This window comes from Roseimicrobium gellanilyticum, assembly GCF_003315205.1.
Classification (GTDB): Bacteria; Verrucomicrobiota; Verrucomicrobiia; order Verrucomicrobiales; family Verrucomicrobiaceae; genus Roseimicrobium; species Roseimicrobium gellanilyticum.
On record NZ_QNRR01000005.1, the window covers coordinates 121,656 to 141,818 of the forward strand.

Genomic DNA, 20,163 nt, shown 5'->3' on the forward strand with positions numbered 1-20,163 from the left:
AAAACGTTCCATCCGGCCCTCCCAAGGCGCCAGCCCTCACCGGCTGGCGCTTTTGATTTTCCCAAGGTGAAACGCAAAGCAGCGAAGCAACGAAGAGGATATGAGATGGAGTCTGATGCGAACAGTGTTGTGCCTGGATGAATCACAGTGTCGTGGCACGCAGGCAGCCATCAACAGGCCCCGTCGCAAATGGTGGTCCAGTGGGAACCAAAACCCCTTTTGCTGCTTCGCTGCTTTGCGTTTCACCTCTTTACCGCGGGAAGTCCTTCTCATATCGTTTCACCAGCGCATTCACATCATTGGTCATGAGATAGATCTTGCCGTGGATCTTCTTCGTCTCCCCCGGCTTCACTTCACCGATGCGGAAGTCACTGTGCAGGCATTTTGCGACGCCTTGGAAAAGCTCCTGGTAGGGTTCGAAGGCCATGGCATAGAGCCATTTTCCATCCTGGCTGAAGCAGCCAATCAATCCATTGCTGGGCACAAGCGTACTCAGCGGGCGTGGATTCACATCAGTGCGGGGGACATCCTTCGGGCACCACACCTGGCCCGGTACGTAGCGCGCCTTGGTGGCCCATGGTTGAGTGGGCATGCGTGTCAGTTTGCCGTCGAGAAAGATGAAGCTGTTGGAAAGCTTGATGTCCACGCACTTCGGATCACTCGTCTCTGCGCCAGCGAAGTCACCGAGCCGCACGCAAGGCTGTGCCCAGTGGGCTTCATTCACTTTGTCCGTGGGGTTGTGCACCGTGAGGTCAAAGGTGATTTCGTCATCACCGGCCTTGATATCGTGATCCACCACGAGCCCGTCCTTCACCTTGCATCGGAGTTTCATGTCCTTGCCATCCGCGCTGGTGGAGAGGTGTTCCGTGGTGTGGCCCACGTAGGTGTGCTTCATCCAGTCCGCATCGGTGGAGCCGGCACGGCAGTAGGCTTCCAGATAGTTGATGCGAATCTCTCCCTTCGGCAGGTGAGCGCCTTTGATGACCAGCCAGTTCTGTTCCCTTGCAAGAGTGAGGGTGGGTTTCTCTTGTGCTTGGGAGACAGAGGCCAGGCCGAGGCAGACAAAGCTGAGCAGAGTGTGAAGTCTCATGGCGCGGAAAATGTGCATGTGCCCGGGATCAAAGCCGGATGCCGGTTCCCTCTTTCACCAAGAACCAAGAACTCAAAATCCCTCACACCGGCACCACATGATACTCCAGTGCCCATTCGCGCATGTAGCGCACCTGGTCCGGTACGATGCGATAGAGCATGAACACCGGATTGTCTGGTGAGCCAAGATACACCCTCAGCAGTGCATTCTCCTGCCAGATGTCATCGATGAGCATGCGGTCGGTCACCACTTCGGCGCGGCCCGTGATGCGGACCTGGTTATGATCCGGATCGAGATAGCACAGCTCGACCTTCGGGTTTACGGCGATCTCTCCAGTCTTGTGGTAGCTCTTGAGGTTCGCGACATACACCGTGAATCCATCCGTGCGGACGGGAGATACAGGGCGCACACGCGCCTGATCGCCATCCATGCTCGCGAGCATGGGAAACTTCGCGGCGCGCATGGTCGCTTCGGCGAGCGCGGGAAGTTCCGCGGGATCGATGGGCTTGGGGACAGGAGCGGGCATGGAGAGGAGTCAAGAGGTCAACGGTCGTTGGTCAACCGTTTTGCAGGGAATGACTCCTCCCACCGCGACCTGCTTCACATCACCCGGCTCAGCAGTTCATCACCTTTCAGGAAGCGCGCGAAGTTTTCGAGGAAATGCTCCACCATGTCGCGCATGTCATCCTTCTGACCGCCTCCGGTGTGCGGGGTGATGTGGCAGTTTTCCAGGGCAAAAAGCGGATGGTCTGCGGGCAGCGGCTCAGGCTCGGTCACATCGAGCCAGGCGGCACTGAGCAGTCCCTCCTGCAGCGCTTGCGCCAGGGCATTCTGGTCCACTGTCGTGCCACGGCCGATGTTGTAGAAGGTGGCGCCGTGCTTCATGACGGCGAATTCCTTGGTGGAAAAGAAGTCGCGAGTGCTCTCGCTGTCCGGCAGGATGTTGATGACATGATCGGCTGTGGCCAGTGCAGGATAGATTTGGTCCGGGGTGAGGACATTCACGCTCTCCGTCCCGCGGGGCTCGCGGCGCACGGCCCGCACGCGCATCGCGAAGGGGGCGAGCATGCCGACCAGCTTCTCTGCAATGGAACCGTACCCCACAATCAACACTGTCTGCCCACGCAGAAGGCGGCAGCTGGCGCGGAGCTGGTACCAGGTGTCGGTGCCGCTCGGTGTCACGGTCGCCAAAGCACGCGGGAGCTGGCGGGCCTGTGCCAGCATGAAGGCGAGTAAGTGCTCCGCGCATGCCTGGTCATAGACCGGCGAGCTGTTGGTCACGACCAGCTGCTTCTCTCCCACCCCACTGCGGAATTCGGGAGTATCATACCGTGTGATGCTGGCCGTGCTCACTTGCAACCAGCGGAGATTTTTGGAGCCCAGCACCCCAGCCACGGCAGGCTGTCCGAGGGCGATGTGCGCTTCCGCAAGCTGGGCATCAATTGGCGCATCCTCCAACACCGAGGTGCCACCCGCTGAGGGCACGAGCAATCGATGAGGTTCAATGCCGGTGCGCAGCCGCTCCAAGAGCGCGGGCTCGACTTGAATGTCCGTGAAAACGTTCAGCGTGGCGGGCAGGTCGGGAGGAGACATTGCAGGGAATACTCCCGAAATCGAAAGGCGGACTCAAGGTGGGTGCATCTTCCTGCGGGACGTCACACAAAAAGCAAAACGCCGCGCCTGCTTGTGGCAGGCGCGGCGGTTGATGACAGGAAAGCCAGTCGTCGGGGAGGAAGGCTTACTTGGCTTCCTTCTTCTTGCCAACGGCGGTGAATTCTTCCTTGGTCAGGGAACCGTCCTTGTCCTTGTCCTTCCGGCCAAAGGCGGTTTCAGCCTTGGCAGCGTCCTTCTGACCCTTGAGGAATTCTTCCTTGGTCACCTTGCCGTCGCCATTCGCGTCTTTCTTGGCGAACTGGGCGGCCAGATCGGGCTTGGGCTTGGCACCCTCAGCAGGCTTGGCGCCTTCGGCGGGCTTCTTCTCGTCAGCGGCGAAAGAGACGGAGGCGCTCATGATAAGCGCGAAAAGAACTGCAGTGATTTTCATATTCTGATTCTGATGATGTTTTAAGTTTGGATTGTCACGCACCGTCACGCGAAACGCTCAGCGCGGGCGGGGGTAACGCTGAGTCTTGCAGGACATTGCAGGATTTTTTTATATCGCACTGGGCAGGGACCTTTTGCTTCGGAATCTTCTGAATTCTTTACCGTAGGATCCCCGGGAAAAAAGAACCCCTGCCCCGGCGCAGCCGGAGCAGGGGCGGGTATGACTCGGACCCTACTGATTTGCTTCTTAGCCCAGGGGATCAGGGCTTCTTGTCGCCTTCCGGCTTCTTGCCGGGGCGGTCGCCACCTTCACCGGGCTTGCGGCCACCTTCAGGACGGGCAAGAAACTCTTCCTTCGTGAGCTTGCCGTCCTTGTCCTTGTCCTTGGCGGCGAAGCCCTTCTCAGCGCGTTCCGCGTTTTCCTTGGCGCGAGGAGAGGCCAGGTACTCTTCCTTGCTGATGGCGCCGTCACTGTTGGTGTCGAGCTTCTTGAAGAATTCTTCGGGATTGCCGCGGGGGCGGTCACCGCCACCAGGGGGCTTGCCGGGCTTGTCGCCTTCAGCGGCGAGGGCGAGGGTGGCGCTCAGGAGCATGGCTCCAAGGGTCAGGATGATCTTCATCGTCGTGGATGGTTTGGCTATGGTTGATAAGGCGCCTCGCACCGGTAAGCCGATTGGGGCGTGTTGTGCTTCAACCTCCGACAATGCTCAGGGTTGCGCGGGAATGTGTATTCTCTTCGAAGGCGAGGTGACTGCGGCCTCATGATCCGAAAAAGTCGAAGGCCCTGGACGGCGGTCCAGGGCCTTCGGCAGCTTGATAGGGTGAATGCTCCTGGCGGCAGCGACTACAACAACCTCGCTCCCGCCTCTGCCAGCGGGCTGCGTTCGCCCTTGCTGAGGGGAACGTGGGCCGCGAAGGGCTGGCCACGCAGTCGCTGGCGGGTGTACACGAGGCCGTTGCTGCGGCTGTCCACATACGGGTTGTCGATCTGGGCTGGGTCGCCGATGAGCACCAGCTTGCTACCGCGGCTCATGCGGGTGACGACCGTCTTGGCCTCGAGTGGTGTGAGCTGCTGAGCTTCATCCAGAATGAAGAAGCGATCCGGAATGCTGCGTCCGCGGATGTAGCAGAGCGCTTCAATCTCCACCATGCCGGCCTGGATCAGTGGGTCGTAGGGAGCGGAGGCACCGCCGGCTACCGTGGACATGGGAGCAGGGCTGGGGTTGCCATGACGCGCCGCCTTCTTCTTGCTGAAGGTGGGATTCGCGGAGGGGCGGGTGAGCAGGTCGAGCGCGTCGTATACCGGCTGGAGCCAGGGGCGCATCTTTTCCTGCAGACTGCCGGGGAGGAAACCGATGCCCTGGCCCATGGCCACGATCGGGCGGCTCACGGTGATGCCGGTGTAGGCATTGCCCAGTACCTGCGAGAGACCCGCGGCGCAGGCAAGGAGCGTCTTGCCCGTGCCTGCCTGGCCGAAGCAGGTCACCAGCGAGATGTCCGGATTCATCAGCGCATCCAGAAAGCAGGCCTGGCCCAGGTTCATGGGCTTGATGGTGCGTCCCTGCATGATGCGCATGCTTTCCGGCACGAGCAGGCGGGTGAAGCCCATTTGCCCGATCCAGCGCGCGGGCATGGATTGTTTTTCACCTGCCATGAGGAGCACGTATTCATTGAGCGCGAGTCCGGCCGTGCGTGCCGGTGGAAGCTCAAGTGTTCCGCTGCTGGCGAAGCGCTGGAGTTCATGCGCCGTGACTTCGATGCGGGCAATCTCATGATGCGTGGCATCACGAGCCTCGACCTTGTCATGCAGATAGTCTTCACACACCACGCCGGTAGCGCGGGCCTTGAGCTGCATGTTCAGATCCTTCGTCACCAGAATGACAGGGCCTGCGGTGCGCTCGGCCATCCACAATGCACAGGCGAGGATGCGGTGATCTGGTTTGTCCAGGTCGTGGAAAATGCGCTGGAATCGCTGAACCGCGAGGGAGCATTTCGCCTCCTCGGTATCGAACACGATGAGGCGCACGCGTCCGCCACCAGCGGTGGGCACACCTTCCATCACATTGATCTCCGGCTGCGCGAAGAACTTCGAGAGTGTGCGGTGCACTTCACGTGCATTCGCACCACGCTCGCTGGGCTCGCCTTTGAAGCGATCCAGTTCGCCGAGGACTTCCACGGGGATGCACACATCGTTTTCCTCGAAGCGATGCAGACACGCGGGGTCATGCAGCAGGACATTCGTATCCAGCACGAAGGTCTTCACCTGCGTGGGCTTGGCAGTGCCGTTGCGGCCCTGGGTTCCTCTTCGTCGTCTCAATCCGACTTTGGTGGAACCGTTGCCATTGGGAGCGTGCTCGGGGAAATGGCCGTGCCCATTTCCATTTCCGTTCCACTGCCGGGTTTCTTCTTCTGAGAAAAGGGACACATCGGCAGGAGAGGCGGCTTCATGGAGCATGGAGGTGCGGGTGTGGGTTTGGTTGCGGGTTGGTATCAACTGCTTCAGCCTTGGTGCTGAGAGTATTCCACCATCGGGAGACGTCGTGCGTCCTCGGGTGGTTTTTGGAGTGCGGATGAGACGGGCATCCGAGTTCTTTAAGTTGCCCGAAGTATTCTTCATCCCTGGCTGGTATAGCAAGCACAAAAATCCGGAATCTCTGAAAAATGAGGCTCTTGGGAGTGACAAGTTCGTTGCATGCGTAAAGCATGCCAGCAGGCATGGGCATTACGGAAATGTGAAGCACTTGAATTTCTTGAGTGCTCACCTGCCATGTTGAAACCGTAAGGCAGCGCACAATGGAAGTCGCGGCTGGGTTCGGGACATTTGCTTGCCCGCCTTGTGTTCCCCGCCACATTGAGTGCCTTCCTCATGCTCTTTCGTCATCCCAAAGCCGACCTTTTCGTTCCCGATCAAAGCGACCCCGCCCAAGCCTTTGCCCGTGTGACGCACCTGGGCATTGTGAGCCATCAGGATGACCTGGAAATTGCGGCCTATCACGGCATTACTGAGTGCTTCCGTCGTGAGGACAAATGGTTCGGCGGTGTCGTAGTGACGAATGGATCCGGCAGTCCGCGCAAAGGTCCGTACGCGGAGTACACGGATGAAGGCATGCAGGAAGTGCGGAAGCAGGAGCAGCGCAAGGCGGCCTTCGTAGGTGAGTACAGTGTGATGGTGCAGCTCGGCTACCCCAGTGATGAGGTGAAGCACACGCGTCGTGAAGATGTGAGCGCTGACATCCTGAGCATCCTGAAGATGACGCAGCCGCAGTTTGTGTATCTGCACAATCCGGCGGACCGTCATGATACGCACGTGGCGACATTCCTGCGCTGTCTGGAAGCGCTGCGCTCCCTGCCCAAGGAAGCGCGCCCGCAGAAGGTCTACGGCTGCGAAGTATGGCGCAAGCTCGACTGGCTGCTCACGGATGACAAGGTGATGCTCTGGGTGGACCAGTTCCCCCACCTCATCAGTGCACTGATCGCGGTGTTTGATTCGCAAATCAGTGGGGGCAAACGCTACGATCTCGCCGAGGAAGGCCTGCGTCGCGCGAATGCGACCTACTTTGACTCGCACACCACGGACAACACGAACTCTCTTACATTCGCCATGGATCTCACGCCGTTGATCCTGGATGACAAGCTGGACCCGGAAGCGTTTGCACTGGGGTTTGTGGATCGTCTGAAGGAAGATGTGCGCACGAGGATTCGGAAGTTTCAGTGATCTACAGCCGTAGAGGGCTGCTGCGATGAGTTCACTCACCTACACCGTCCGCATCCCCGGCCAGCAGGCGCCGGCGCAGATGGAGTTTGCCAAGTTGAAGAATGCGTATGCGGATGGCAACATCCCAGGCACAGCGCTGGTGACGCTGGAGCACCAGGATTTCTGGTATCCGCTGGCGGAGCTCATGGGGGATGCGCCGACGAAGCCGCTGCTCTTTCCCTGCGGCGCGTGCAAGCAGATGGTGAAGTCGCGCTGGATCGATCGCGGCAATCCGGTGAAGTGTCCCAAGTGCCAGGGGACTCTCACAGTTCCCAATCCAGAAGCCACGCGTGCGCAAATCGCGGTGGAGCAGAAGCAAGCAAAGGCCACACCGTTTTTGTGGTTGGGAGTGGGAATGATTCTGATTGGGGCCGGTACGACCATCTTCTCCTATTTGCATGCCCGGTCCGAGGGAGGTGGCTACGCGATTTTTTATGGCATGGTGCTGGTCGGTTTCTTCATGGTCATGGACCATTGGTTTGATTTCCGGGGCAAGCGGAAGGGGAGGTAGCAGGGAGTGCTCGCGCGCCACCAAGCCCGACATTCGAACGAAAGCAGATGGAATGCAGTCCCAACGACACAGCATGAAGAAGGTCTTTTCGATTCTGGTCCTGGCGCTCTTGTGGCCACTCGTGATTCGGGCTGATGAACCGAAGGGTGGCGGTTACTCCGCCTACGAGGCTTATACCTCCTTGATGAGCACCAGTACCTTCGCGATCGGCGGAGTGGGTTTCGCAGGCACGACGTCGGGTCCCGAGCTGGCGCTCCGCGAAGTGTTGAAACAGCCTGATGCGGTGGCGACCTGTCAGAAGCTGGTGGCCAATGCCACAGTCGAAGGGCAGCTGTACGGGTTGCTGGGCTTGAAACTCAGCGATGACAAGGCCTTTACCCAAGCACTGCCCAAGTTCAAAAACTCGAAGACGGCAATCAAGGTGATGAGCGGCTGCATCCTCGGTACGGATAAAGTGGGAGAGGTGGCGGAGAGGATTGAGAAGGGTGTCTACAAGTAAAGCAAGTCGCAACTTGGTCCTGGAGGGTCGCGGTTGGTTGACAATGCTCTCGCTACGGTGAGGCTCGAAAGAGAACTCCATGCACCTTGAAGCGCCATGAGTGACGCCCAGCCACCGCCCATTCCTTCGCAGGTGCCACCACCGGTGTCCGCCGCCGCCGAGCCGCTTCGAGACAAGAACAAGGAGGGCTACCACGTGTTTGCGGACAAGATTGGTGGTGTGCCCAATGTGCGGATGGAGGACAATCTGTACCAGGCGCTCGCCATTGGCGCATTCGTGGCTGTCGGTTCGCTTGTTGGTTTGTTCAAAGGCGGCTGGCCTGGTGGGTTCATTGCCGGTGCCATATGCGGTATGGTGGCCGGGCTGCTCCTGAGTGGAGCGGTACTGACGGTGATCGGACTCAAGCGGAAATCCTGACCATACTTCAAGCTTCCCATGATCCGTACGAAGTCCGCCGAAGAGAAACCTTCGAAGCAGGATGGTGTGCGCCTGTACGTGACCCGCTTCTGGCCACGTGGCCACGGTCGCGATGAATGCGATGCGTGGCTGCCGAATCTCGCGCCCAGTGAGAAGCTGCTGCGTGCCTTTCTCGCCGACCAGATCACGTGGGCTGCCTTCTCGAAAGAGTACAAGAAGGAAATGACGAAGGGTTATGGTGATGAGGATGGGAAGAATGCGCACATGAGGAACTCCGGTCAGAAGCACACGCTGAAATTGCTGAAGTTGCTCGCGAAGGGCCAGACCGTCACGCTCATCTGTTCCTGTGCGCCCGATGAAAAACACTGCCATCGGCATTTGCTTCAGGCATTGCTGGAGGATTGATGCGAGGTTCAATCATGGGACAGGAGATCGAACGCAAATTTCTGGTGACGGGCGATGGCTGGCGCGAAGGCGCCGAGGGCACGCTGTATCGCCAGGGCTACCTCGCCAAGGACAAGGAGCGCACCGTGCGCGTGCGTGTGGCGGGTGCGAAGGCGTATCTCACCATCAAAGGCCGCACGAGTGGCACGAGCCGCGCGGAGTATGAGTATGAGATCCCGCTGAAGGATGCAGAGGAACTCCTGAATCTGTGCGAGGGACCTTTGGTGGAGAAGACGAGGCACAAGATTCCGTATGCCGGTCACACGTGGGAGGTGGATGTCTTCCATGGAGACAACGAAGGTCTCATCATGGCGGAGGTGGAATTGCAGAGCGAAGACGCGCATGTGGAGATGCCGGATTGGGCGGGCAAAGAGGTCTCAGGCGATGTTCGCTATTACAATTCGAGTCTATCCAAGAAACCGTACAAAATGTGGACCGACACGTGATTGCTCGACAAGGGCCGATGCCATGCCTAGCATGCCCCTGCCATGAAGATTGAAGGCATCAAAGGCTGCTATGAAAAGACGGGCGGGCTCTTCTATTTCCCGCGCATGTGCTCAAAAATTCGCCTGCACGCGGAAGGCAAGCTTCCGGAGGGGCATCACGCGTATCTCGGTACGGGCTTTGATGGTCGCACCTGCCGTTACCTGAAGGTGAACTACGAAGACGTGAAGGCCCAGGTGCTCGCCGGGAAGTCGGATGGGGAAGTGCTGGAGTGGTGCCAGAGCACAGGACGCCGGCTCAATGATGAGGAGATTCTTTTCTTCAACAGCTTCATGAGCAAGCGCGGCTGGCGTGACGATGAAACGGACAGCTACATCCCGGAATGTATTCGTGACTATGGCTTTGCGGATGACGGCACGCTGGTGACGGACTTCGACCTCATTGAGAAGGATGAAGGCCGCTGGTATTCGGATCAGTGGCGGGATGCGTGGAAGTGAGTGGTGATCTATGAAACCCTTCGGGAACCGCGCGCCGATGAATCCATGGTGTGGAAAGCACTCAACATGTGAAGGAGCGCTTTTCATCCTGGTACGGAATAGAGAGCCTCCGGCTTGTCTGATGTACTTTAAGCATAATCCGCTCCAATGAAATTCCTCATCGCTTTCTCACTGCTTGTAGCTGTGCATGCAACCTTCGCCGCAGATGCGCCGAAGAAGGTGGTCGTCTTTGGCGACTCCATTACGCAGGGAAGTGCGATGCCGAAGGAGGACAAACCGAAGGTCTGGGTGACTACGGTGCAAGGCGACTCCAGGGGAAGGCTGGAGATGATCAATGAAGGCAAGGGCGGCAGGCCGACGGATTCCGTGAAGGAGTTTGAGGCGATGTTGCAGCGTCAACCGAAGGCAGACATCCTGGTGATTGCGCTGGGCACGAATGATTCCCGCGACATCACGGACAAGTGTGTCCCCAAGGCCGTGGCGAATGTGAAGAGCATGGTGGAGAAAGGGCGCACGGCTTATGGTGCGAAGCTGGCCGTGCTTCTGGTGGGACCTCCGAACATCAACAAGAACGCGCTTGGCCCCACGAAACCGATTGCGAATGAGCGAGATGGGAAGCTGGTGGAACTCGGTGCGGCGTTTGAGAAACAGGCGAAGGAGATGAACGCGGAGTTTGTGACCTTGTACGGCGTGGTGCCTGCAAACGCTCTAACAAAGGATGGCGTGCATCCTGATGTGTCAGGGAATGCGGCCATTGCGGAGGTGATGCTCGCGAAACTGATGGAGATGGTGAAGTAGCGAGGAGGAGATTGGAGGTTAGGCCTTCTGGCCTGACAGTGGGCGTTAGACCTCCGGTCTGACCGTCACTCACCCTCTCCTTACCCACAGCTACTTTGAGTTGTGGCATGACGTGTATATCCATACCAAGAAATGGTGGCATCACGCACTGAAACAAAGACACGTTGTGAAGGGATTCCTCCTTCGTGGGCTCCGCTAACGCGGGCTACGTTTCATGACGGTCAGACCGGAGGTCTAACATCCGCTGTCAGGCGGGACGCCTAAGCTCCTTGTGCCGCCGCCTTGATCCCTTCCAGCTCTTCCCAGCGGGCATAGAGCCGTGCGACTTCGGCTTTCGCCGTTTCCAGTTCCGCGATCATCGCAGGGGCTTCGGCGGAGCGGGTGATGTAGAAGCTGGGATCGTTCAGCGTCGTGTCGAGCGTCTGCACCTTCTCCTCGGCGGCGAGGATGGCTTCTTCGATGCCTTCGAGTTCACGCGTTTCCTTGAAGCTCAGTTTGCGAGGCTTCGTTGAAGTCTTCGATGCAGCAGCAGCGTTCGCAGCGGGCTGCTTGTCCACCTTCGCGGCCTGGATGTAGGCCTTGTCGCGCTGTTCACGTTCGCGACGCTTCTCCAGGTAGTAGCTGTAGTTGCCAACCTGTACGTGCACGCCGGCGTCTTCGAAGGCGATGATTTGATCGCACACACGATCGAGGAAGTAGCGATCGTGACTCACCACGATGCTGGTGCCATCGAAGTCGCTCAGGGCTTCTTCAAGGATGCGCAGGCTTTGCAGGTCCAAGTCGTTGGTGGGCTCGTCCAGCACGATGATGTTGCCGCCGCGCTTCAACACCTTGGCGAGCATCAATCGTGCTCGCTCGCCGCCGGAGAGGAGCTCCACTTTCTCATTGATGCGGTCATCGTTGAAGAGGAAACGGCGCAGGTAGCCGCGCGCGCCGAGCTTCTGCGTTCCGAAGAAGACAATCTCATCGTGGTCCACCACCTCTGCGAGCACGGTGCCGTTGCCATTGAGCTGCATGCGCGCCTGGTCGATGTAGTTGAACGCGGCCTTCTTGCCAATGGCCACGGTGCCTTCATCGGGCTGGCGTGTGCCCATGCAGAGACGCAGCAAAGTGGTCTTGCCCGCTCCATTGCGACCGACGATGCCGGTGCATTGTCCGGGCTTCAGTGAAGCGGTGAGGTTGCGGAACAGCCAGCGCTCCTGGCCCATCTCATCCACGACCATCGCGCCTGCGCCATCCAGTTCCACAGCCACGTTGCCGATTTCTGCCGGAGGTGGCAGGAGGAGGTCCATCTCGCGCTCCTCAGGTGGGGCTTGCAGGCCTTCGATCTGATAGAACATGTCGAGCCGGTGGCGCGATTTCGTGCCGCGGGCCTTCACGCCAGCGCGGACCCATTCCAGCTCAGTACGCAGAAAACGCTGACGGCGGCGTTCTGTTTGCTCCGCGATGGCCTGGCGTGCGGCCTTGGACTCGAGATAGGCGGTGTAGTTTCCTTCGTGGGAGAAGCATTTCCCATCTGCGAGCTCGAGGATGCGTGTGGCGATGACATCCAGGAAATAGCGATCGTGCGTGACGAAGATCACCGCGCCGGGAAAGCTGCGCAGGTAATCTTCCAGCCAGCGGATGGATTCGGAGTCGAGGTGGTTCGTCGGCTCATCCAGCAGCAGCAGATCCGGCTGTGAGACGAGAGCACGGCTCAGGGCCACGCGACGCTTCTCCCCCCCGGAGAGTGGACCCACCGGGGCATCCAGCGGAGGTGCAGAGAGTGCCGTGACGATGGACTTGATGCGTGAATCAAGATTCCAGCCATCGGCCGCCTCGATGTGATGCAGCAGGTCCGCATGCTCGGCTTCGCTGCCTTCGCCCGCCTCATACCGCGCGATCATGTCGATGAGGTCAGCGGCTCCGTTGCGGATGTTCTCCAGCACCGTCAGACTCCCATCCAATTCAAACTCCTGCGGCAGGTAGCCGATGCGCAGTCCGCGACGAATGGAAAGGTCGCCCGTATCCGCGCGCTCCGTGCCGGCGAGGATCTTCAGCAGGCTGGTCTTGCCGGTGCCGTTGCGCCCTACGAGGCCCACCTTTTCGCCTTCGTTCACTGCCAGCGTGATCCCGTCCAGCAGTCGGTGATTGCCATAGCTGAGGGTGAGTTCGTTGGCGGAGAGCATGCAGAAGGGGTTCTGGGGGGGGATTGGCGGGTGAAGGCTGTAGGCCAGTCTGGAAGGTGGGGCAAGTGGGGAGGGGTTCCAACTTGATTGCCGGAAATCGCATGTCAGCGCGCACGAGGTGCGGTAGAGTGCGCCTGTCGCATGGATACCAACCTGCTCGTGATCTGCGGTCTGACGTTTGTCATCCACCTCATCGGGACCCTGGCTTATGCCGCCCGTATTGCGGGAATCCGGACGGGGCACATCGCCACAGCGTTGACGCTCTTCAATGTGCTGGTGCTGATCTCGCGGACCTCGAATTCCTTTCAGGCACCCTTCCTTGCGAAGCGCATCGAAGTTTCCCTCGCGGAATCCATGGCTCCGTTGTTTGCAGACTTTCAGTGGATTCTCGGCGCTGCCGCGTTGGCGACCGCTGTGGGCGCGATTCTGGTACCCACGGCGCAACGCGCTCTCTCGCGTGCGGTCGCGTTGTTGCAGGTGCATCGTTCGATGTTCCGGCTGGTGTGCCACGGCATGCATCCGCGCCGGTTGCTGCTCATGCGGCGCTATCTCACTCTGCCTTCACGTGGAAATCTCCGGGCCATGCAGACGCGTGGCGGGCTCTCGTGGAATTTTATCGTGCTCAACGTGGTGGCGGTCGCACTTTGGACGGTGGGTGTTTTCGCTGCCCTGTATGCCGGTGCCTTGGAGCCCCAGTTCCGGGTGACCTGCAGCAACCTCTCCGCCATCATCAATGGCCTCGCGACCATCATCATGTTCCTGGTACTCGATCCACAGCTCTCGCTGATGACTGATGATGCCGCGCGGCAGCGGGTGGGGCAGGGGCAGTTCCGGGCGGCGGTCACGTCATTGGTGGGCGCGCGTCTTGCTGGGGTGCTTCTCGCGCAGTTGCTCCTGGTGCCAGCGGCCATGTTGATTGCGCAGGTGGCGCGGTGGATTTGACTGGATGCTTCATTCTCTGAACTCATGATTCCGCAATTTTTCCATTCATGGACGGCGCCGCTCTTTGTCACCGGATTGGTGGTGGGTGTTGTCGGCTGGGTATGGTTTCTCTTTGCGAGTTATCGGGCAGATGCCCACATGGCGCGCTGGTCGCGATTTCTTCCGATGCTCGCCATTCGATTGGCTCTGGAACATCGGGAGACCTGCTTGAAGCCATTCATCCTGCTGCATCTAGGCGGCTTGCTTTGCCTGCCGCAGGTGTTGCGCATGGTGTCAGCGATGTCGGTGGTCGAACAACGCGTGTTCGGTTACTGACACCTCTGGCAGACCCATTTCACGCAACGAAAAAGGGGGCACGAAGCCCCCTTTCCTTGAATGATGGAAGGTGTACCCTGTTTGCTTAGCGGTTGGTGAATTCTCCGCGCGCCGGGTTGAACGAGCATTTGAAGCCATCAATCTCCACCTTGCGACCATTCAGCGATCCTGAGCCGCTCAGGGTCAGGTGAGCCCACTGGCCATCCTTGGACCAGCCGGCGCAGTCGAGGTAGCGGGAATTCTTCAGCACGGTGCTGCTGATCTCCTTGCCAGTTTCCACTTGGAGGGCGAGGCGTTGGGTGGCGAGGTCGAAGTCATACGCGGTGACCTTCGAGTACTTCACGCCCGAGTTGCGCTTGTACAATGAGACGCGGGTGCCGATGCTGGAGCCATCTGTCACGAAGACGTACTTTTCATCTGGCGAGAAGGTGAGCTTCAGTGCGGTGGGCGCGGAAACGTCGCAGAGCTTGGAGGAGGAACCTTCCTGATTGGTGAAGTAGAGGCCGTTGGTGGCGGGGTCCACGCTCCAGGTGATGTACTTGGAGGGGGAGCGACCCCACACCTGGGATTCACGTGCGGGTGCGAGGGGGGCGAGGGCGACAAGGGCCGCGACGGCGGAGAGGACGAGGGATGCTTTCATGGAATGGGACTTCGTAGTGGAATGGCAAAAAATCCGGGAGTGTGACAGGCGAGTCACGACTTTTACCTATTTCAAGGCATTGTTGTGTCAGACCTAGCGCTCATACCGAAAGTCTTCGTAGCTGTCGCGCTTAAGGGTGTGATCCAAGAAGGGCACGCCTATCTTTGCAGCAATGAGTGCGCCAAGCTCCTGTGCACGCTCGCGAGTGTCGGGCTGAGCGGCGAGGAATTCGTTCGTACCTTTTCCCTTCAAAGTGACATCGAGCCGGTACTTCTCGACGGTGGAGTTGCTTCTATTCTGGCTCACTTCGTGAGTGCCCCGCACCGCAGACACTTCAGAAATCTCATGCCGCTTCGTCTTCCGCCACGCCACGTAGTCGCGCATCTCAGAGATGTAGCCTTCCGCAGGATGCACCTCCACCACACTCCGGGCGAAGAGCATCCAGAGTCCGGGAAGCACAAAGGCGGCGGTCATCACCACCAGGAGGATGAGGCCAAAGATGTAGGTGAACATGTAGCCGAAGTCCGCATGGAGTACGGCCCGCGCCATTTCACCCAGGGCCAGCAGCAGCCACCACCCAAACTTCGCGCCTACCAACAGGAGAATCCCGGCACACACCCAGATCACCGGGCCACCGTTGGCGCGGTCCTGAATGCGAAGCGTGTCCTGCTGGGTGACCTGCCACGTGAGTGCCATGCGGCGCTCAGTCTCGCGAGCCCGGAACGATTTTCAACTCCACGGGCTTGCCCTCCCGCTGGACGATGATGGTGGTCTCCTTGCCGATCTTCATCTCACCCATGACGTAGGTGTAGTCATAGATGTTCTGGATATCCTTGTCCCCGAGCTTGGTGATGATGTCGCCCGCCTTCACGCCTGCCTTCGCAGCCGGGCCCACGGGAGACACGCCGCTGAGCTTCACGCCCTTGATGTCACCCTGCGCGTAGTCGGGGATGGTGCCAAGGTAGACACGCAATCCCGTGCGTGTGCCCTGATTCTTCGGCGCTTCCATGGCGATGTAGTCCGGCGCATCAAAGGTGGTGGACAGTGAACGCGTGACGAGCCCCATGAACTTCGCCACCTGCGCGGCCTTCTCGTAGTTGATCTTGTCTGCTGTATCGGAGGGCATGTGGTAGTCCTCATGTGCGCCGGTGAAGGCATTCAACGTGGGGATGCCGCGTGTGTAGAAGGTGGTGGAGTCCGTGGCGAGATGCGCGTCATTCTGTGTGGTGATGGGAATGCCCAGCGGCGCATTGCGCTGCTCGATCTCACGCGGCCACCAGGAGCTGCTGCCCACGCCCTGCAGGACGAGGTTTTTGTTGAAGCGGCCGATCATGTCCATGTTCAGCACGGCGGCGAGCATGCCGGTGAGTTTGGCGTTGGGATCGCCTTTGATCATCTTCGCCAGGCTCTCGCAGAAGTGGGTGGAGCCCAGCAGGCCGAGCTCTTCCCCGGACCATGCGGCGAAGAGGATGTCGCGCTTTTGGTCTAGCTTGCCCTGCTTCTTCATGTCCACCAGCCACTGGGCAATTTCCAGCACACCGGCGCTTCCTGAGGCGTTGTCATCCGCGCCATGGTGAATCTTGTGCACGTCGCCGCCTTTCGCGCGCGAGCTGGAGCCGCCATTGGTGCCGAGGTGATCGATGTGCGCACCGATGATGATGGGCGCGGTGTGGAAGTCGGGCTCCGTGCCCTTGCAGAGGACGGCCAGCACGTTGCGGCCCTTCTTCTTTTCCTGGGCGATGGCGATGTGTGCGGACAGCTTCAGCTTGCCGAGGGGAATGCCCTGGATGGGATCGCCTTTGTCCAGATCGGACTGGAGCTGGACCAGTGTCTTTCCGATTTCCGCAGCGGCGAGAATTCGATCCGCTGTCGCATCGGTAACGCTCACTGCCGCAATGCCGGAGGAGGCGAGTGAGGCATCGAAGGTGAGTGGCACAAGCTGCTCCACGACTTTGCTGTTGGGGCCGCTGGCAACAATGATGCCGCGCGCGCCTTTCTGTCGTGCTGTGAGGGCCTTGTGCCGCAGGCTGGTGAAGCGGAGCAGTTCGTTGCGACGATCCTGGGAAAGATTCTCCGGCAGGTAGCGCAGCACAAGCACCCACTTGTCTTTTACGTCGAGATGGAAGTAGCTGCTGTACGGCTCGAGTTTCTTGCCGTTGCTGTCCGTCCAGTTGTCCGGCGTTTCGATGCCATAGCCCGCGAAGACGATCTCCGAGGCGGCGATATCGCCCGTCTGGGAGAAGGATAGGGGGCGCCAGTCCTGATCGCTCGTCAGATGCATCTTCTGCGAGGCACTGGTGAGTTCCATCTTGTTTCCCTCACCAAGGGCCACGCCGGCGGTGAATTCGAAATTTGAGTAGTAGGTGTTGTCATCACCGAAGGGAACCAGGCCGAGTTGTTGGAAGACGCTGGCCATGTACTCGGTGGCGAGTTTTTCGCCGGGTGTGCCCGTGAGGCGGCCCTGCAGTGCATCACTCGCGAGGTAGGTGATGTGCTGTTTCATGTCCGCGGGTGTGATCTCTGCACTGGTGGTGGAGAGATCCGGTGCGCCCGGGGGTGGCTCCACAGTGCCGGGTTTGGGTGCCGTGCCTTTCTCAGCGACGGCGCCCGTGCTGGGCTTGTCCAGTCCCAGGGTCTTGCGTGCCGCGGCATCATTCCAGTCGGCGATGAAGATTTGCGAGTTGCTGTTCGCCGTGCGGCCGCTGGTCCAGCTCAGCTTCTTGCCATCGGGAGAGAAGACCGGCAGTCCATCGAAGCCATCCGTCCCGGTGATGCGCACCGGGTCGTGTTTGCCCAGCGCGTCCACGATGTAGAGCTCGAAGTTGGCGAAGCCGTTCACGTTGTTTGTGAAGATCAGGTAGTCACCACTGGGGTGGAAATACGGTGCCCAGGACATGGCGCCCACCTTGGTGATCTGGCGCTGGTCGGAGCCATCTGTCTTCATGGTGTGGATCTCGGCAGTCATGCCTTTCTCATCAAAGCGCCGCCAGCAGATGCGCGAGCCATCCGCGCTGAAGAAGGGGCCGCCATCATAGCCGGGTACATCCGTGAGGCGGCGCGCGTTCGTGCCGTCCGCATTCATCACGTAGATGTCCATGAAGTACTGCTTGTCGATCTTCAGGCGCTCTGCGTCGGAGGCGCTGAGCTGGCCTTCATAGGCGGCGCGATTGCTGGCGAAGACGATCTGGCGTCCATCCGGGGAGACGGCACCCTCCGCATCGTAGCCGACGGAGCTGGTGAGCTGCGTGAGCTTGTTGTCGGACAGTGAATAGGAGAAGAGGTCAAAGTGCTCGTCGTAGTCCCACGAGTACTTCCGCACGCGATTGCTCTGGCGTTCCTTGAACTCGGCGTCCTGCTTGGCCTTTGCTTCCGGGTCGAGGTGGGTGGAGGCGAAGAGGATGCGATTGTCATCCGGGTAGATCCAGGCGCAGGTGGTCTTTCCAAAGCCGGGGGAAACGCGGCGCTGGTCGCCGGTTTCCAGATCCATCAGGTAGATTTGGTAGAAGGGGTTGTCCGCCTCACGCTCACTCTGGAAGATCATCTTCTTCCCGTCCGCGCTGAAGTAGCCCTCCCCGGCGCGTTTGCCTTCAAAGGTGAGCTGGCGGATGCCGGTCAAAAAAGCTGCCTCGTCCGCCCGGGAAGGGGAGGGCGTGAGGAGGGTGGCGGCAGCGGCGAAAAGAGTGGAGGCGAGGAGGTGCGGGGCTTTCATCTCTTGCGGTTCAGGTTGAATACGGAGCGAGATCTGCGGCTGCAACGGGAAAAAGCTGGCCGGGCAGCACTCCGCAAGCATGGGCCAATAGGGTGGCGTGGCAGGAGCTCCGCCGGGGACGCGGTTTCCCTTGCCAAGAGGGCGCACGGTGCCATACTGCGACCCCTTATGTCCATTCTTATCGGTTTCCTCATGGTGCTGACGGCGATCGTCTGTCTGCTCCTCGTCCTCATCGTCCTGATGCAGCGCCCGCGTCAGGAGGGTCTTGGTGCGACTTTCGGCGCTGGCATGATGGACTCTCTGGCCGGTGCGCAAGCGACCAATGTGCTGCAGAAGGGCACGGCGTGGCTTGGCGGTTTGATGTTCTTGCTGACCTTCGTCCTGGCGGCGCTTCTGGCGCACAACGCTCCGAAGCCCAAGGCTTCCCTGGCGGGTGAAGGCAGCGCTCCCGCTCCCGTGGTGGCTCCTGCCGCGCCTGAGACCCCGGCACCCGTTCCGGGCGCTCCTGCAGTCCCTGCCCCTGCGGAAAACAAGCCTGCTACGGCTCCCGCGCCTGCGGCTCCTGCTCCTGAAACCAAGCCGACCGAGCCCGTGAAGCCCGCCGACGCTGTTCCTGCTGCTCCAGCCAGCACTCCTACCCCGGCTCCGACGCCTGCGCCCGCACCTTCCGCTGCCCCGGCCAGCACCCCTGCGCCTGCTCCTACAGCCCCTGCGCCTGCTCCCGAGAACAAGCCCGCAAGCGAGCTTCCGGTGGCTCCCGCACCCGTGCCCAGCACGCCTCCGGCACCTCCCGCTCCTGCCCCTTCGGGTAACTAAGGGTAGCGAGAGCGACACGAGCGCCTCATTTTCAACCGTCCGCAGCTGAGTGCTCCGGACGGTTTTTTGTTTTCAGACGAGTCCTTAAAGTAGCTTCGGCTTCAGCCGAACTCGGGATGGCCCAGCGAGTGGTAACGTCCACTTCGGCTGAAGCCGAAGCTACTTTGGGAGTGCTCTTTGCCGCTTCCGAGAATCGGTCTGGGCATTCTGCATTTCTGACCTGAAGTTGATCTTTGGCGGAACTCAGCCTATGCAAGCCGTCCCATGAACGCCAAACCACTCGAAGGAAAAGTCGGACTCGTCTTCGGAGTCGCCAACAAACGCAGCATTGCGTGGGCCATTGCACAGGCCTGGGCGGAAGCGGGTGCGAAGCTGATTTTCAACTACCAGGGCGAACGCCTGAAGGACAATGTGGAAGAACTGGCGGGCACCTTTGGCTCGGACACCCCCCTCTTCCCCTGCGATGTGACCAAGGACGAGGAAGTCGATACCTTCTTCAACAAGGTGAGTGAGATCACCCCCAAGGTGGACCTGCTCCTGCACAGCATCGCCTTCGCCCCGAAGGAAGCTCTGGAAGGCGACTTCATCAACACCTCCCGCGAAGCGTACGCGACCGCGCACAACATCAGCGCCTACTCGCTGGTGCATCTCGCCCGCAAGTCTGCTCCCCTCATGACGGACGGCGGCAGCATCATTGCCATGAGCTACTACGGCGCGGAGAAGGTGGTGCCCCACTACAACGTGATGGGTGTGGCCAAGGCCTCCCTGGAAGCCAGCACGCGCTACCTCGCGTACGACCTGGGCAAGAAGAAGATCCGTGTGAATTGTATCAGCGCTGGCCCGGTGAATACCCTCGCGGCGCGTGGCATTGCCGGCTTTGGCGCAATGCTGAAGCACTATGATGCGCATGCTCCGATTGGCCGCAGCTGCGAGCCTTCCGAACTGGGCGCCACGGGTGTCTTCCTCGCCAGCGATGGCGCAGCGTCCATCACCGGCCAGGTGCTCTACGTGGACGGCGGCTACCAGATCATGGGCATGTAAATTCAGTGAATGGCAGCCGGGCGGAGTGCCTGGCT

22 protein-coding genes are annotated in these 20,163 nt (G+C 59.9%); 12 read left to right on the plus strand and 10 right to left on the minus strand.

Features of this window, described 5'->3' with window-relative positions:
* Positions 1 to 250: 250 nt before the first annotated feature.
* The 6 genes from DES53_RS15350 to DES53_RS15375 form a co-directional block, all read right to left on the minus strand.
* Entirely contained in the window at positions 251 to 1,090 is an 840-nt protein-coding gene (locus tag DES53_RS15350; protein ID WP_211325562.1) for a hypothetical protein, read from the minus strand.
* An 82-nt stretch (positions 1,091 to 1,172) separates the two neighbouring features.
* Positions 1,173 to 1,616 carry a pyridoxamine 5'-phosphate oxidase family protein gene (locus DES53_RS15355; protein WP_113959172.1) on the minus strand — a complete coding sequence of 148 codons (444 nt, stop codon included), beginning with the start codon at positions 1,614 to 1,616 and terminating at the stop codon, positions 1,173 to 1,175.
* 74 nt (positions 1,617 to 1,690) lie between these two features.
* The gene (locus tag DES53_RS15360) at positions 1,691 to 2,683 is read right to left on the minus strand and encodes a D-2-hydroxyacid dehydrogenase (RefSeq protein ID WP_113959173.1); all 993 of its coding nucleotides are present in this window, start codon (positions 2,681 to 2,683) and stop codon (positions 1,691 to 1,693) included.
* Positions 2,684 to 2,828: 145 nt separating this feature from the next.
* The gene (locus DES53_RS15365) at positions 2,829 to 3,101 is read right to left on the minus strand and encodes an EF-hand domain-containing protein (protein ID WP_170157148.1); all 273 of its coding nucleotides are present in this window, start codon (positions 3,099 to 3,101) and stop codon (positions 2,829 to 2,831) included.
* 292 nt (positions 3,102 to 3,393) lie between these two features.
* Positions 3,394 to 3,753 carry an EF-hand domain-containing protein gene (locus DES53_RS15370; RefSeq protein ID WP_113959174.1) on the minus strand — a complete coding sequence of 120 codons (360 nt, stop codon included), beginning with the start codon at positions 3,751 to 3,753 and terminating at the stop codon, positions 3,394 to 3,396.
* A gap of 224 nt (positions 3,754 to 3,977) precedes the next feature.
* Positions 3,978 to 5,588, minus strand: coding sequence for a PhoH family protein (locus tag DES53_RS15375; protein ID WP_113959426.1), 1,611 nt, complete (start codon positions 5,586 to 5,588; stop codon positions 3,978 to 3,980).
* 411 nt (positions 5,589 to 5,999) lie between these two features.
* On the opposite strand from DES53_RS15375, the gene DES53_RS15380 reads away from it, so the two are divergent.
* The 8 genes from DES53_RS15380 (at position 6,000) to DES53_RS15415 (ending at position 10,497) form a co-directional block, all read left to right on the plus strand.
* Positions 6,000 to 6,848, plus strand: coding sequence for a PIG-L deacetylase family protein (locus DES53_RS15380; RefSeq protein WP_113959427.1), 849 nt, complete (start codon positions 6,000 to 6,002; stop codon positions 6,846 to 6,848).
* Between the two features lie 25 nt (positions 6,849 to 6,873).
* Positions 6,874 to 7,398, plus strand: coding sequence for a hypothetical protein (locus DES53_RS15385; RefSeq protein ID WP_113959175.1), 525 nt, complete (start codon positions 6,874 to 6,876; stop codon positions 7,396 to 7,398).
* A 73-nt stretch (positions 7,399 to 7,471) separates the two neighbouring features.
* On the plus strand, positions 7,472 to 7,897 hold the full coding sequence (locus tag DES53_RS15390; RefSeq protein WP_113959176.1) for a hypothetical protein: 426 nt from the start codon (positions 7,472 to 7,474) through the stop codon (positions 7,895 to 7,897).
* A gap of 96 nt (positions 7,898 to 7,993) precedes the next feature.
* Positions 7,994 to 8,314, plus strand: a complete 321-nt coding sequence (locus DES53_RS15395) for a hypothetical protein (protein ID WP_113959177.1) — start codon at positions 7,994 to 7,996, stop codon at positions 8,312 to 8,314.
* An 18-nt stretch (positions 8,315 to 8,332) separates the two neighbouring features.
* The gene (locus DES53_RS15400; protein ID WP_113959178.1) at positions 8,333 to 8,719 is read left to right on the plus strand and encodes a DUF488 domain-containing protein; all 387 of its coding nucleotides are present in this window, start codon (positions 8,333 to 8,335) and stop codon (positions 8,717 to 8,719) included.
* A 14-nt stretch (positions 8,720 to 8,733) separates the two neighbouring features.
* The gene (locus DES53_RS15405) at positions 8,734 to 9,204 is read left to right on the plus strand and encodes a CYTH domain-containing protein (RefSeq protein ID WP_113959428.1); all 471 of its coding nucleotides are present in this window, start codon (positions 8,734 to 8,736) and stop codon (positions 9,202 to 9,204) included.
* Positions 9,205 to 9,246: 42 nt separating this feature from the next.
* The gene (locus DES53_RS15410; RefSeq protein WP_113959179.1) at positions 9,247 to 9,699 is read left to right on the plus strand and encodes a DUF5069 domain-containing protein; all 453 of its coding nucleotides are present in this window, start codon (positions 9,247 to 9,249) and stop codon (positions 9,697 to 9,699) included.
* Positions 9,700 to 9,846: 147 nt separating this feature from the next.
* Positions 9,847 to 10,497: an SGNH/GDSL hydrolase family protein gene (locus tag DES53_RS15415; protein WP_113959180.1), complete on the plus strand. Its 651-nt coding sequence runs from the start codon at positions 9,847 to 9,849 to the stop codon at positions 10,495 to 10,497.
* A 260-nt stretch (positions 10,498 to 10,757) separates the two neighbouring features.
* Here the strand turns inward: DES53_RS15415 and DES53_RS15420 are convergent, their stop codons facing one another.
* Positions 10,758 to 12,665 carry an ABC-F family ATP-binding cassette domain-containing protein gene (locus DES53_RS15420; protein WP_113959181.1) on the minus strand — a complete coding sequence of 636 codons (1,908 nt, stop codon included), beginning with the start codon at positions 12,663 to 12,665 and terminating at the stop codon, positions 10,758 to 10,760.
* 141 nt (positions 12,666 to 12,806) lie between these two features.
* On the opposite strand from DES53_RS15420, the gene DES53_RS15425 reads away from it, so the two are divergent.
* On the plus strand, positions 12,807 to 13,607 hold the full coding sequence (locus tag DES53_RS15425) for a lipid II flippase family protein (protein WP_113959182.1): 801 nt from the start codon (positions 12,807 to 12,809) through the stop codon (positions 13,605 to 13,607).
* 24 nt (positions 13,608 to 13,631) lie between these two features.
* A complete protein-coding gene (locus tag DES53_RS15430; RefSeq protein ID WP_113959183.1) occupies positions 13,632 to 13,922 on the plus strand; it encodes a hypothetical protein in 291 nt (96 codons plus the stop codon).
* 85 nt (positions 13,923 to 14,007) lie between these two features.
* On the opposite strand, the gene DES53_RS15435 is transcribed toward DES53_RS15430, so the two are convergent.
* The 3 genes from DES53_RS15435 to DES53_RS15445 form a co-directional block, all read right to left on the minus strand.
* Entirely contained in the window at positions 14,008 to 14,562 is a 555-nt protein-coding gene (locus tag DES53_RS15435; RefSeq protein WP_113959184.1) for a hypothetical protein, read from the minus strand.
* Between the two features lie 93 nt (positions 14,563 to 14,655).
* Positions 14,656 to 15,258: a hypothetical protein gene (locus DES53_RS15440; RefSeq protein ID WP_113959185.1), complete on the minus strand. Its 603-nt coding sequence runs from the start codon at positions 15,256 to 15,258 to the stop codon at positions 14,656 to 14,658.
* Between the two features lie 7 nt (positions 15,259 to 15,265).
* On the minus strand, positions 15,266 to 18,271 hold the full coding sequence (locus DES53_RS15445; RefSeq protein WP_113959429.1) for a M28 family peptidase: 3,006 nt from the start codon (positions 18,269 to 18,271) through the stop codon (positions 15,266 to 15,268).
* 168 nt (positions 18,272 to 18,439) lie between these two features.
* On the opposite strand from DES53_RS15445, the gene secG reads away from it, so the two are divergent.
* Together secG and DES53_RS15455 are read left to right on the plus strand one after the other, a co-directional pair.
* Entirely contained in the window at positions 18,440 to 19,087 is a 648-nt protein-coding gene (secG, locus tag DES53_RS15450; RefSeq protein ID WP_113959186.1) for a preprotein translocase subunit SecG, read from the plus strand.
* A gap of 264 nt (positions 19,088 to 19,351) precedes the next feature.
* Positions 19,352 to 20,128 (plus strand): enoyl-ACP reductase FabI, encoded by a 777-nt coding sequence (locus DES53_RS15455; RefSeq protein WP_113959187.1) that lies wholly within the window; start codon positions 19,352 to 19,354, stop codon positions 20,126 to 20,128.
* Positions 20,129 to 20,163: the final 35 nt, after the last annotated feature.

Excerpts from the sequence above, each read along its gene's own strand:
- DES53_RS15425 (WP_113959182.1), top strand. The coding sequence starts at position 12,807 with ATGGATACCAACCTGCTCGTGATCTGCGGTCTGACGTTTGTCATCCAC.
- secG (WP_113959186.1), top strand. The coding sequence starts at position 18,440 with ATGTCCATTCTTATCGGTTTCCTCATGGTGCTGACGGCGATCGTCTGT.
- DES53_RS15350 (WP_211325562.1), bottom strand. The coding sequence starts at position 1,090 with ATGAGACTTCACACTCTGCTCAGCTTTGTCTGCCTCGGCCTGGCCTCT.
- DES53_RS15435 (WP_113959184.1), bottom strand. The coding sequence starts at position 14,562 with ATGAAAGCATCCCTCGTCCTCTCCGCCGTCGCGGCCCTTGTCGCCCTC.
- DES53_RS15380 (WP_113959427.1), top strand. The coding sequence starts at position 6,000 with ATGCTCTTTCGTCATCCCAAAGCCGACCTTTTCGTTCCCGATCAAAGC.
- DES53_RS15415 (WP_113959180.1), top strand. The coding sequence starts at position 9,847 with ATGAAATTCCTCATCGCTTTCTCACTGCTTGTAGCTGTGCATGCAACC.
- DES53_RS15445 (WP_113959429.1), bottom strand. The coding sequence starts at position 18,271 with ATGAAAGCCCCGCACCTCCTCGCCTCCACTCTTTTCGCCGCTGCCGCC.
- DES53_RS15410 (WP_113959179.1), top strand. The coding sequence starts at position 9,247 with ATGAAGATTGAAGGCATCAAAGGCTGCTATGAAAAGACGGGCGGGCTC.
- DES53_RS15370 (WP_113959174.1), bottom strand. The coding sequence starts at position 3,753 with ATGAAGATCATCCTGACCCTTGGAGCCATGCTCCTGAGCGCCACCCTC.
- DES53_RS15405 (WP_113959428.1), top strand. The coding sequence starts at position 8,734 with ATGGGACAGGAGATCGAACGCAAATTTCTGGTGACGGGCGATGGCTGG.
- DES53_RS15375 (WP_113959426.1), bottom strand. The coding sequence starts at position 5,588 with ATGCTCCATGAAGCCGCCTCTCCTGCCGATGTGTCCCTTTTCTCAGAA.
- DES53_RS15360 (WP_113959173.1), bottom strand. The coding sequence starts at position 2,683 with ATGTCTCCTCCCGACCTGCCCGCCACGCTGAACGTTTTCACGGACATT.
- DES53_RS15395 (WP_113959177.1), top strand. The coding sequence starts at position 7,994 with ATGAGTGACGCCCAGCCACCGCCCATTCCTTCGCAGGTGCCACCACCG.
- DES53_RS15420 (WP_113959181.1), bottom strand. The coding sequence starts at position 12,665 with ATGCTCTCCGCCAACGAACTCACCCTCAGCTATGGCAATCACCGACTG.
- DES53_RS15365 (WP_170157148.1), bottom strand. The coding sequence starts at position 3,101 with ATGAGCGCCTCCGTCTCTTTCGCCGCTGACGAGAAGAAGCCCGCCGAA.
- DES53_RS15440 (WP_113959185.1), bottom strand. The coding sequence starts at position 15,258 with ATGGCACTCACGTGGCAGGTCACCCAGCAGGACACGCTTCGCATTCAG.
- DES53_RS15355 (WP_113959172.1), bottom strand. The coding sequence starts at position 1,616 with ATGCCCGCTCCTGTCCCCAAGCCCATCGATCCCGCGGAACTTCCCGCG.
- DES53_RS15400 (WP_113959178.1), top strand. The coding sequence starts at position 8,333 with ATGATCCGTACGAAGTCCGCCGAAGAGAAACCTTCGAAGCAGGATGGT.
- DES53_RS15385 (WP_113959175.1), top strand. The coding sequence starts at position 6,874 with ATGAGTTCACTCACCTACACCGTCCGCATCCCCGGCCAGCAGGCGCCG.
- DES53_RS15455 (WP_113959187.1), top strand. The coding sequence starts at position 19,352 with ATGAACGCCAAACCACTCGAAGGAAAAGTCGGACTCGTCTTCGGAGTC.
- DES53_RS15390 (WP_113959176.1), top strand. The coding sequence starts at position 7,472 with ATGAAGAAGGTCTTTTCGATTCTGGTCCTGGCGCTCTTGTGGCCACTC.
- DES53_RS15430 (WP_113959183.1), top strand. The coding sequence starts at position 13,632 with ATGATTCCGCAATTTTTCCATTCATGGACGGCGCCGCTCTTTGTCACC.